The 12,030-nt window shown below is 46.8% G+C and carries 9 protein-coding genes; 1 reads left to right on the plus strand and 8 read right to left on the minus strand.

Annotated features, from left to right (window positions below):
- Positions 1 to 116 precede the first annotated feature (116 nt).
- The 5 genes from OH663_RS15360 to OH663_RS15380 all read right to left on the minus strand — a co-directional run bounded on the left by OH663_RS15360 (position 117) and on the right by OH663_RS15380 (position 8,810).
- Positions 117 to 2,573, minus strand: a complete 2,457-nt coding sequence (locus OH663_RS15360; RefSeq protein ID WP_040115178.1) for an Ig-like domain-containing protein — start codon at positions 2,571 to 2,573, stop codon at positions 117 to 119.
- 315 nt (positions 2,574 to 2,888) lie between these two features.
- The gene (locus OH663_RS15365; RefSeq protein WP_040115176.1) at positions 2,889 to 5,276 is read right to left on the minus strand and encodes an Ig-like domain-containing protein; all 2,388 of its coding nucleotides are present in this window, start codon (positions 5,274 to 5,276) and stop codon (positions 2,889 to 2,891) included.
- 247 nt (positions 5,277 to 5,523) lie between these two features.
- Positions 5,524 to 5,700, minus strand: coding sequence for a hypothetical protein (locus tag OH663_RS15370; protein WP_044256769.1), 177 nt, complete (start codon positions 5,698 to 5,700; stop codon positions 5,524 to 5,526).
- A 14-nt stretch (positions 5,701 to 5,714) separates the two neighbouring features.
- On the minus strand, positions 5,715 to 7,391 hold the full coding sequence (locus OH663_RS15375) for a DUF4942 domain-containing protein (RefSeq protein ID WP_040115175.1): 1,677 nt from the start codon (positions 7,389 to 7,391) through the stop codon (positions 5,715 to 5,717).
- A gap of 264 nt (positions 7,392 to 7,655) precedes the next feature.
- Complete coding sequence (locus OH663_RS15380) at positions 7,656 to 8,810, minus strand: ParB/RepB/Spo0J family partition protein (RefSeq protein ID WP_040115173.1); 1,155 nt, start codon at positions 8,808 to 8,810, stop codon at positions 7,656 to 7,658.
- A 339-nt stretch (positions 8,811 to 9,149) separates the two neighbouring features.
- Between OH663_RS15380 and OH663_RS15385 the strand changes: the two genes are divergently transcribed.
- A complete protein-coding gene (locus tag OH663_RS15385) occupies positions 9,150 to 9,995 on the plus strand; it encodes a DNA adenine methylase (protein ID WP_015063093.1) in 846 nt (281 codons plus the stop codon).
- Positions 9,996 to 10,009: 14 nt separating this feature from the next.
- Here the strand turns inward: OH663_RS15385 and OH663_RS15390 are convergent, their stop codons facing one another.
- The 3 genes from OH663_RS15390 to OH663_RS15400 all read right to left on the minus strand — a co-directional run bounded on the left by OH663_RS15390 (position 10,010) and on the right by OH663_RS15400 (position 12,014).
- Positions 10,010 to 10,831: a hypothetical protein gene (locus OH663_RS15390; RefSeq protein ID WP_015063094.1), complete on the minus strand. Its 822-nt coding sequence runs from the start codon at positions 10,829 to 10,831 to the stop codon at positions 10,010 to 10,012.
- A gap of 266 nt (positions 10,832 to 11,097) precedes the next feature.
- Positions 11,098 to 11,817: a DnaJ-like cysteine-rich domain-containing protein gene (locus OH663_RS15395; protein ID WP_015063095.1), complete on the minus strand. Its 720-nt coding sequence runs from the start codon at positions 11,815 to 11,817 to the stop codon at positions 11,098 to 11,100.
- Positions 11,814 to 12,014, minus strand: a complete 201-nt coding sequence (locus OH663_RS15400) for a hypothetical protein (RefSeq protein ID WP_022652148.1) — start codon at positions 12,012 to 12,014, stop codon at positions 11,814 to 11,816. Before OH663_RS15400 ends, OH663_RS15395 begins: the two co-directional genes overlap by 4 nt.
- Positions 12,015 to 12,030 lie beyond the last annotated feature (16 nt).

A 12,030-nucleotide genomic window follows, 5' to 3' on the forward strand; every position in this document is an offset into this window, starting at 1 on the left:
ATCCACAAAAACGGTGCATAAACCTGTGACCGGAATCTGGATAAGATGGGATAATCATCATCGCGGTGCCATTACCTTGAAAGGGTGACCCGGTACCGGGTCACCCTGCCTCGCTTTTACTTCAGTTCCTCGATATTCAGCATAAATTCTGACGTTCCGCTGACGCCGGAAATCGATGGGAAAATCGGGAAGCTGCGGCTGTCACCCAGACCCAGATCCAGCTGAACGTTTTTGCTCTCCCCTGGTGCTGCGGAAACCCCATTCACCGTAACGCCGAAGGCCGCATCCTTACGTACCGTCAGTATCGCGTCCTGTTTCCCTGTTGCGATAGAACCGTCCTTCTTGCGCAGCTGGCTGGCATACAGTACAGCCAGCGGCGTGTTGTCGGACGTTTTCAGGGCGGTACTGACGGAGATGGTCTTAAGGTTCTCCAGACGTACCAGGTTGTTCGGCAGGTAGTTAAATTCGACGGCGCTTTCTTTAACGTTGTTCATCTCGTCTTTGGCATACACGGTCAACGTGTAGGTTTCACCGTCATTAAGTGACGGGAAGATCTTCGGGTAATTCGGTGTATAGAGATCATTTCCGAGATTTACCCAGGACAACTCAACAGCATCAGATACCGGTCCACCTCGAAGCGTCATGCGAGTTAACGAGGGTTTGGTCAGCGTATCTGCGAGCTGAATTCGGACGTTTTCCAAGCCGAACACTGTCACGTTGCTGGTGATAGGTTTGTTTTCGTAGTTGATACTGATGGACGGCGGCGAGTTATCGACCGTCACGGTTTTGTAGGCTAAGCTTCCCGTGTTGCTGAAAGAATCCTGGGCGTTGAGCTGCACGTTATAGCTGCCCTCCGGGATCTGTTTCAGGTTGAAGTCGTAAGTATAATTCCCGGTTGCTGTGTTACGCCCCGTTTGTTTTCCTGTCACGTTGATATCCGCGTTATTGCGGGATTTGTCAGACAACCACACCCGGCTCAGTTTAACGGCATCGAAATACCATCCGTCTCCTGGCTCGTTGACGAATACCTGAAGAATGTTGGTCGCATCATTGTAGTTGTAGCCAGTAACTGTGGGCCCCTTTGTATGCCAGGCGATGTTTTCCCAGAGCGGCATGAAGAAGGTGGACTCGGTTGTCGAACGCACTTCATAGGCAGTATGTATATAGCCGGTGGTACCGTTTGTAATCGCCTGTGTCAGGTCGACAGTACACGACGTTGACCCGGCAGGGATCTTGCAGGTGGCACTGCCGGTAATTGCTTGTTCGTAGGGGCGTGCTTGCACAGTGAAACGGATCTTGGTTAGGTTCACCGGCATATCTGAAGCCAGAAAATTTTTCCAGTCGACGCTATTGAACCAAGTGCCGTCAGACTTCTGTCGCTCAATCGCAGGACTCCCCCACGCAGGACTTTTTACCGCCGCCGGGTCCCAGTTCAGCCAGGAGGCGTACTGAGTCAGACCGCCACCGGCCCATTGGTACCTGTTCACAGGGCGATAGTAGTTTCCATCCAGAGTACCCTGTGGGAGCTTCACTTCTACGTACACATAGGTCGTGTCTTCTGAAATAACCTTAGAGCCGCCATAATTGTTAAGAATGGTGATGCCGCCGTTACGGTATGGCTGCCAGTTAGTTCGGGGAATACGAATGACCATCCGGTACGGGTTTTCGAGTACAGAGAGCCCCCGCACAAACGGTACGTACCCTGAAGAGATCCCTGGAACCACACTCGTACTGACTCGTGAGTCATGGACCGCAAAGGGCGTATATTCCCCCATCTGGTCATCAAATAAAAAGCGCTGCGGCGGAATATTCAGCGTGTTTCCGGCCTTATCAGTGATGATAAAATTGAAGGTGAATTCTTCATTGAGATCGCTGGTGGGCATGCCAGGTTGAGTGACCGCTTCCTTTATCCAGGGGTAAAAGGCACGTTTTGCCGCCGTGTCGTAGCTGAGTGTATTATCGGAAACGACTGTTCCATTGCTGCGCTTGATGACCAACCGGATCTTGTCTATGCCATACGCATCATCAACGCCGTCAGCAAAGATGGAAAACTGGCCAGAACCTCCGCGACCGAGCTCCCAAAGTGGTCCACTCAGGACCATGTCATAGCCTGCGTTCTGGCTTGGGTATATGCTGGTGTACTTCGGCGCTGTAGTATCGATGGTGAAACGATACGTTGTGGAACTTACGACGGCTTGCTGGAGATCTAGCGTGTCATTGATTACCGTGAAAGACCCTTCACCAAGTGCAGGTAACCCCATGTCCTTTCCGTAATACTCTGTGCCGTCGGCAGCAACAATGCGGTCTGCAACACTTATCTTGGCCGTTAGTCCCGAATACATAACCTTTTTATCACTGTCCCTGGTTACAGTCACACGTTCGTACCGGTCTAGACCGGAAATTAAGTTTAGGGTCAGGGCGCCAGCCGGATTGAGATAGCTCTGCGTTGCAGGCTTAAGCGTCATTGCCAGCTGATTGGTGTCGGTATAGGAATAACTGAAAATCTGAGCCGCCGCCGGATAAGTTGAAGAGATGGCCGTGGCAATGATACAGCCTGTCAGTATTTTACGCATGTGATGCTCCCGGGATGTATTTGTCCCTATTTTACAAAATCATTTCTTCTGACCTTGCTGGTTATCAGAGGTATTTCATAGCTTTAAACTTTTGAAAATGTCCGTTATAACAACTTTGGCGAGGTAAAAATTGGCAACGGATTGACTATTGAGATGGATCTTCACCAGGACGAGAAAAAGTGACTTTTCGTACACGAACAAGTAAGCAAGAATTCATGTTTTGATGTAAATGCCACAGTGCGGGAACTGAAAGATATGGGTGGAGGTTTGGCTATATTTCAGCAAGGTGCCGACTTAACGACACCCCAAAATTATTCAGAACTGCGGGAATTCCACGGCAAACTCAGATGTACCAGAAACGCCACTCTTTCCTGGTGTGACAGAATAAATACGTTCTTCACCCTGCCCCATATCAAAAATGATTGCCTTTGTCTCTCCTGGCGCAACGGTTACGCCAGCTACACTTACCGGGAAGTCAGCATCTTTCCGCACGGACAGCGTACCGTTTAACTGCCCAGTAATGACAGAACCATCCTTTCGGCGAAGTACGCTTGTCCGGATAAAAGCCAGTGGCTGGTTATCCGTGGTCTTTAGTGCAGCCGCAGTAGCAAGGGTACGTAGCCTGTCCAGAGTGATCATGTTTGCTGGTTGATAGAGGAAATTGAGCTTTTTCGAGGACCGGTTTCCAGAGGCATCGACTGCGTGAGCTTCAATTGTATAAATGCCATCCTCTTTTGCTATTACGGGAAAGATACGCGGGTACTCTGGCGTATAAACTCCTGAGCCCTGACTGGAATAAGCTAATGTCACCTGTTCACTGTTTGGTCCACCGCTCAACACCAGTGATTCAAGCGAGGCGTCACCTGAAGGGTCAGCTACACTAATTCTGAGGTTTTCTAGTCCCTTAACCAGTTTGCCTTCAGGATCATCATTCAGATACCGGTAGGAAATTAGAGGGGCAGTGGAGTCAATGGTAAGCAAATCATTTATCACGTAGTTTGCCGTGTTGCCCACAAGATCTCTTGCATAGGCGGACAGAACGGTATATTTGCCGTCCGGCAGATCAGCATAGGAAATGACCGCGTTTTTTGTTTTAAAATCACTCTCTGTCCATGTCCTGGCGGGTAGGTCAATCACATTCCCCGTTTCGGTTTTAAGCACCACGCCAAATTCTCGAGTATCCCATGCTCCTATTTGCCATCCATTTATCCGGTCATCATCAGTAACCGTCATGGTTACATTTTTATCCATACGGTTAATTTTTACGGCGTTAATAACCGGTGGGTTGTTATCCCAAATCACTACGAATGCCCCAGCCAGATTATCATAAATAGCAGTACCGTCTTTACCTGAGACCAGATGGATGTATTGCATCCCCTTATCGGAAGTAAAGGTATAATCCACGTTCATGGTACAACCAGTGCTTCCTACCGGGATAAGGCAGTACCAGTTACGGTTCGAATTAGCTGCAACCCGTTGTACATAGTTACGAGGTTCGGTAGTCACGCGTATTTGGGTAAATTTGGCAGTTCTTACATTCCCAGTAGCACTGCTCCATTTACCGGTATCACTACGAAAAATTTCTTTGCTTGTGACCTTTGGTGCAAGTTCCATGGTTGGGGAAGGAGTGAAAGATAACTCAGAGTGATGGTACCGACGAACGCCTCCCGCAAGTGTCTGGAATTCGTGATAAATATCACCGGTACTGGGGAAAACAAAATTGAACGAATAAATATTATATGTGCTGTCAGAACTTTGATAATTGGCATCTGCCCACCCAAAGCTTGTTTTATTAGCAGCAGTAAAGTTACTTTTATTCCTGAGTACCCGCAATGATATTGGATTACTGTAAACAGTTATCCCAGCTGAGTAGTTTTCCCAGGTATTTGACCTGGTATTAAGCACCTGTAGAACAGAAGGAGGGTTGACCCGATCAATCACACTTTGTCTGCTTACTGATGCTTTATTTCCTGCCTTGTCATAAACATAAAGGCCCATACGGTATTCAGACTGAGAAGCTGGCGCCAGGGCTGGATCGCTCGCAGTAGTATTTTGGACGGTTACTGAATTATCGACCAGGTTAATTACAGCCCCTCTCTTTCGTTCAACGCCGTTCGAATCGACAAGAAAGTACTCAGCCCGGTCGAGACCAGAGCGACTGTCTGAAAGGCCTGAAAAGACGAGAGCCTGAACAGAGGCATACTGCATACCTGAAGGAACGCTGGTAAAGATGGCTTCGCTACCATATTGCCATCCATTTCGCGTATATCCAATTGTGCTAGTTTTAGGGGGAGTGCGGTCGATAGATATAACGTAGTCCCGGCGAGAAATTTCATTATTCTGGAGATCTGTGATCACTTCCCTCAGGGTGTAATTATCTTCACCAAACGCAGGGACACTTAACCTTTTTCCATAATAGTCATACCCGCTACTGGAGGTCATACGGTCATCAACCGTAACTTTGCTACTTTTCGTGCTCCACAAGCTTGCACCGTTGACATTAAGTAACGACAACTGGACGTACCGGTCTAAGCCGGAGATTACATCAGCCTCGAATGAGGTTGCTGGATTAATCCACTGCACAGATGGAACAACAATCTTTGGTTGATTCTGAGTGTCATTGAATCTTAACTCTGCAATCTCAGCTTGTGCCGTAAACGAAAAAGCTATGAGTGGTGCTAAAAGTATCGCCCTGCATTTCATGATTATCCTCCCCCAGTCAAGGTATCAATAATACCAAGTGAGCAAGGCTAACTTTTCTGGGAAGGGGATATAAAAAACAAGAAAAAAAATAGTGAAATGTTCGCCAATAAAAGCAGGAATGCGAAGTGCTTAACATGCACTATTAATCACAGTTTATCTCATCCTGAGTAATAACCACTGCTCGGGCTCCCCGCTATCTTGTAGGGAGCCCATAAAGGGAGCAATCTGTACCAACTCCTTTAACAGGTTAGTTTTCAAACCAGGGCGAATCGGCAGCGTTGGCGGATTCTTCACTTTGCGGTGACTCTCCCAGAAATTGTACTTCATGTACCGGTTTACTTTTCCCCAGGCTCTGCTGGAAATCATCCATCATAAATTCAACATCATTTTGGTCCTCTGGCAGGCCAGGTGAGATTTCAGACATGGTCTTTCCTTCAGTTAAAGGCATTCTACATACAGAACACGGACGGAGACGGCAGTGTTGTCAAACTCGTTATCGAAGGTGTCCATCCATTCAGCACGGTATCCCTCGCCCAGCAGGTTATCGATCCCCTGAAGGGATAGCGGCAGGACGGCCGCTAAACGCCCGCCGGAAACTAGATGAGACGCAGCGGCCAGTAGATGGAGTTTAGCCCGGTTGTCAGCAAAAGGTGGGTTCATCACCACGCAGTCGAATTTCTGATTCGGGTTCGCTGCTGACCATGCCAGAAAATCGGCCTCCGTTGTATCGTAACCTTTAGCTCGGGAGACCAGACAATTCAGTGTATCCAGTTCGATGCCGGTAACGTTGACGCTCTTAGGGAAACATTGCAGCAAATCCCCGTGCCCGATGCTTGGCTCTAGCAGCCGCTCCCCCTCCCCGGTCGCAATAATGGATGCGACGTATTCACTGAGTCGCAGCGATGAAGGGTAAAACTGGTGGGATACAATATCGGGCATGGCACCCATATGACCGATGAAGCGCATCACTTCGGTCGGGTCATAATCAAATGTCACATGGTAGCTAGTAATCCGGGCACCGAGGAAACGCAGAACCTCCGCGTTCACCTGCCGCGTTTTATCAGCGAACTCACCGGCATAACCGAGCGATGTCCAGCTGGACCATTCCTTTTCATTCCGAGTGAATTCCAGCTCTGCGAGCTGCATCCGTGAATGAAAATCGATGCAGCGTTTCAGTGCCGGGAACTCCTGCAACGTGGCTTTGTAATGGGCTAAGCGTTCAGTAGGCAGCGCCAGAGGGACAATGGCAGCAAGAATGTTGTTAAGCCGTTCTGCAATATCAGGATGTACATCAATGTGCATCGAACCATTCTTGTAAACCCGAAAACGAATACTGTTGCCATCCAGGCTGATCCAATTTCTGAACCCAGCATGACCAACCATATTCTCTACCATTTTTTTCGTGTCATAGACCGGTTTAACTGTTTCTCCCCGGAAATAAGAACAGATCACCCGCAGTTCCGACAGTGGCATGAGTCCTGATTCTTTGAATTCAACTTTAAGTTTTACCCACTTGTCTTTCACCCCTTCACAGACGCCGACGGTGATCATGCGGGTTGAGAAACCAAACGCTTTATTGGTTTTGTGGTGACGGCTTAATGATTGAAAAACGGCATAGACGCGCTCTTTAATGAACTGATGCCGGTCATTGAGCAATGTGACAACCGTGGCAACTACTGCGTCGAGTGTAAACTCAGGGATCTCCTGCGGAGGCCGGTGATATCGGTCAGCAGTAAATTGCTTGTCCCATTCGTTCTTTTTTTCGTCAGACATCACGGACAGCACATCGGTAAGGGCCATTACCCGCTTCCAGTACTCAGAACGAAGTGCGTTTTCTGCGTACAAGGCATCTGCTTCTGAAATGAGATGGTTATAGCCCGAGAGGTAGGAATAGAGCTTCTGATTTCCGTATTTCATAAACTGAGTGGACATGGACCTCAGTAAACTAAGCTCTTCGTTATAGGATTCGACCTGGCTGGCAATGATGCCAAGCTCTTCCCGCATTTCGGGCAGAAAGTTATCCTCGTTAACACTGAGGCCAGTTAGAGGCATACAAGCGACCAGAGAGTTCCCTGGGGCGCCCATTTGGGGGAAATCAGATTCAACAGCAGACATAGCACCAGTCCTTTATGTAGGAATTATCTATTACCAGGATAACAACCTCGATCAAAAAGCTAATAGGTTGGGCGACATAAAAATATTGAAAGTTGCGCTGCGGGAGGTAGGACAGACAGATGTCGTTTTAATGAAGAGAAAGCGTGCCGGAGACAGGACAAAAAAAGCCCCTACTTAGTAGGGGCAATGGGCGTGAGCCTGGGTGGCTCGTTCTTGAATATCGTACTTCTAATTATGTGCTACTCATATGTTGAAATGCATAATTCAGGCCTGTGCTGGTGGTGCTTCAGATTGTGGTTCTCCGCCAGTATTTGTGTTTTTCGCGGATTTGTAAGTCACTTTCTCCCCTTTCAATCGAGCTTGCCGATTTTCGACCCGGCGAAGCTGCTTGTTTTCTGCTTCAGTGATCTCACTTTGCAGGTTCTTGAGCATCTCCAGCATGCTTCGGTTCAACGTAAAGGAAATTTCTTCATCTTCGCTGGAGTCGGTCACTTCGGGAAGTTGGATATCACCGAGTTTCTGCAACAAACTCGTAGTGATGAGTTTGACCCCTTCTACGGCTTTTGTGGCGAGAACAGGTGGAACACGTGCCGGTTTAAAATCGGAAGGGACAACACGAATACTGCCACGTGGCGTCTTCTTAATCTTGATACCGCTTGAATCAGCTTTCTCAAGCTCGGCGATCATTTTTTCGATACGAGAGATGGCTTCCGTTTCACCGAACTCATCAATAAGGGATAGGACTGCAACATAGGAAATAGCATCGGCATGGATTAATTTTTTGATGTAGACAGAGCATCCGGTCAGACGAATGAGAGCAGCAATGGTTGTACTACTCTTGCCCTCACGTTCGGCAATACGATCAAGCGACCATCCGCCCAGCGCCTGAAGACGTCTGTAGGATTCACCCAGTGCCACTGGAGAAAGAGCCAGACCACGGTTCCCGTCAATTGTCGTCAGTTCGCAGCTGATCTCATCGGCTTTCATCTCGATGCAAAGAATGGTGAGGTCAGTATGTCCTTCTGCCTGAGCCATTAAAGCCGCTTTTAAACGGCAATGGCCCTGGCGAACGTACGGAATACCGTCTTTGATCAGAACGCGTATAGGGTCAACGTAATCACCCCGGATGAATGCACACTTGATGTTATTGAGATGATCTACGACTTCCGGCAGCTGGTAATATGCCTCCCCCATCCCCATCTCACGGGAGTTGAAGCCTGGCGAGATTTGAACCACTGAAGGGTTGATAGCCCAAGCTTTTTGTTCAGTGACTTCATTACAAAGGTCAGGGTTCGCGTCGCGGAACTGCTTCATGCCACTGACGAATCGGCCGGAACCTGTCACTGTTGAAAATGACACGAGGGGTGATTTAAAGACCCGTGAGTTAGTTTGCTGGGAATCAGTCATCAGATCACTCATAGATACTCCGTTGTATTCTTTTTTGCCATACCTTTCATCTGTGCGTGAATACTATCGGAAAAAAAAATCTCACTTTTTCGTTAAAAAGGTACTTTTGGGGTTTATTCCGAATTTCGCGAAGCAAAACGTTCTGATGCTCAGACCTAAAAGATTAAATAAACAATTAAAAACAAATGTTTATGCGAGCTAAGAAGGTAGTTAACTTTTTTGCCAAAAAGTGAAAAAAAATAAAAAAATGTGTCGGAATGAAAATTTCTTTCACAACACCCGCGATTTTCCCTGCTTAAACCTTGTTGGTTGTAATCCGGCTTTCGGTACCATAAGGGTGACATACCGATAATGCTTAAAGGAGAATACGCGTTGCGAAAACATACACCAATCATCAAATGGGCGGGGGGTAAAACCAAACTGATGCCATTCATCAGTCAGCATTTCCCACATGATCAGAGCCGCCGGTGGGTCGAACCATTTATCGGCGGGGGCGCTGTGTTCCTTAACATGTTTGCCACCGATGCACTCTTGGCAGACAGTAATCCGGATCTAATCAATCTGTACCGCAACATCCAGCGGAATAAATCGGCATTCATCAGAGAAGTGAATCTTCTGGCGGAAAGGGAATTTGATAAAGAGGATTACTTAAAGCTGAGGAACACGTTTAACAGCACCAGTTTGGATGATGCCCCGCTGCAACGAGCAGTCCTTTTCTACGCAATGAACCGACTCGGATATAACGGCCTGTGTCGTTACAATCTGAAACGTAAGTACTCAGTTCCGTGGGGGAATCGATCCAAGTTAACTCTGGACCCCCAGAAAGTCGATTATCTCTCATTCAGACTTTCTGGCGTTGAGCTGACAACCGCAGATTTTGGTCTGACGTTGGAGAGTGCTGGTGGTTGTGACCAAATTTATTGCGATCCGCCTTATGATAAAATCAGCAAAACCAGCTTTGTCAGTTATGACGGCATACCGTTCAATAAGAGCGCACATGTTAAACTGGCGGATATGCTGGTGGCAGCTCATCGTAAAGGGGCTTCAGTGGCCATATCCAACAGCTTGACTCCCTTTACGCTGGAGCTCTATGAAGAACGCGGTTTTGAAATTCATACTCTCAATGCTTACCGTTCTGTCGGCAGTCAATCAAAATCGCGAAAAAAGGAAAAAGAGATCCTGGCTGTCCTTCGTTAAGTGACAGTCAGTGGTTAGTCGATCGGGCTTATCCATTCCTCAAAGCTCAAAACTTCGGAATGGTCCCGACTGGCATAAGGAATAAACTGAAGCTCTTCGATGGACCGCTCCCCTCTCTTACCTTCACAAATAAACGATATAAGCCCCAGATCTGCAAGTTGGGTAAGAACATGCATGATTCGTACGTTCACCGTCTGCAACTGAAGAGCGTTAGCAATATCGGTAATTTTATGGGAATGGCGCCGAGACTTTCGCAAATATTCAAAAATGACAAGTTGGGTATTACGTCTCTTCAATAACTTCTCGGTCATAAATTCCTGAATTAACCCCCCAAGTAACACCAAGATCGGCCGCAGCACACCAGGGAACATCAAAGTATAAGACTGTGATGTTTTGATCAGTGTAAAGGACGTCAGAAAGCTAAAGTTCAGGCGCTTCTTTGAATACGGGATATATACGGCCAATGTAGTCGACAAGTGAGTAAGTAATTCTTCCAGATGATCCAATGTGATCATTGCTGTTTTATCGGTATTACGCAGACCGTGATAATCAATAAATGCCACTCTGGCACGACTCAGCCATTCATGTATGTTAATGGATACAGTGAACGGAGCATTTTCATCGACAACGTTGGCGGCATGATCAGCGAGCTGGTTGTGGATTAGCATAGACAGCTGGTAAAACGGAAACCGGCAGGATGGATGACACTGTAGTCCCGTTAGGGTAAGTTTTGTAGTACTCGAGCCATTTAGCGGAAAAGTAACTTTCCGGGATATAATTTTTGCTGACGCTCTTGCTGACTTGCAGATGAACCCAAGTCCAAGATCATTTTGCATACATCACTCCGTTTTAACAAAATCGCCTTAACCTGAATGTTAAGGAGAATAAAATTAAATATATAATTAATAAGATTATCATTTTTAATTTAAAAGATTAGTTAATAACGGGTGTTGAATTTAAAGAAATAGGCATATTTTTCAGAGTTTAAAACCGGGTAAAAACCCGATGCGTGAGCAACAAATTTGACGTGAGTGAGTCGGCACGACAGTGCAGAAAGCCTGTGGCTAATGAATAAACACCCTGTATTTGGGAGTTCTGTTCACTACGCACTAGGCTTTGTGGTTAATTTAAACACCGTCAGTAATGCGTAGGGCACAGAGTCAAAATAGTGGATCTTTCTCACCCTTCCGGAAAGATGATAGCTATGCCCCAATAAAACATGATCCTGCACATTACCTGTTAATGCGAATCCATCATTCTGCTTTTTGCCTGTAAAAGTAAAAAAGTAGCTGTGGGAGCCTTTTGAAAAAGCAGCTCGCACTTCTGTAAAAATGATATCAATACTCACTACATCACCAATGCTGAAAGAATGCTCAACAGGTACATCAGCGTTTTCTGGCAAATCTTTAGAAACGGGTTGGTAAGTTGAGTAGAAAGATTCTAACTGACGAACTGTTAAAAAGAGATTGTTGTTTAACTGCTGTGAAATGCTTACTGCAAACTTAGAATTATCGGCTTGTAACAATGCCAGGTGCCCGCTGTGCCTACGTTTCCAAGCGTCTAGATCGGGATTGCAGCGAAATTCCGGGATAGTTTCAAGAAATTCGATGCCCTCTTTCAGTACCAGTTTTTCCTCTGTGGCCGGTGACGTTTTGCTTCCATTACATGTCACGCAGACGGCGTTTGCGATTTCTCCTGTCCCTCCGCAGGCAAAGCATTCACGTGTGATCATGGCATAATAGTGCCCATCGTTACCGTGGAAAGGCTTTACGACCGCTGGCAATAAATAACCATCGTGAGTAAAAAAAATTGAATGTTTCATTTTTTAAGGTTCTCCAGACGTCCCTCCACGATAAGTAAAGCGTCAGTCACTTTCTGTACATACTGATCATGTCCTTCTTCAAAATGATCAAAGCGCTTACCAGCGTTGATCTCAACAATGTTACGGTCGAGCGAGGCTTTCGCAATAAGTAAATCGTTAAAAGTATTAATGACGGTAAAATGTACAATCTTGTCCATAAATTATCCTCAGCTA

It is taken from the genome of Citrobacter sp. Marseille-Q5395 (assembly GCF_947057495.1).
GTDB classification, from domain to species: domain Bacteria; phylum Pseudomonadota; class Gammaproteobacteria; order Enterobacterales; family Enterobacteriaceae; genus Citrobacter; species Citrobacter murliniae.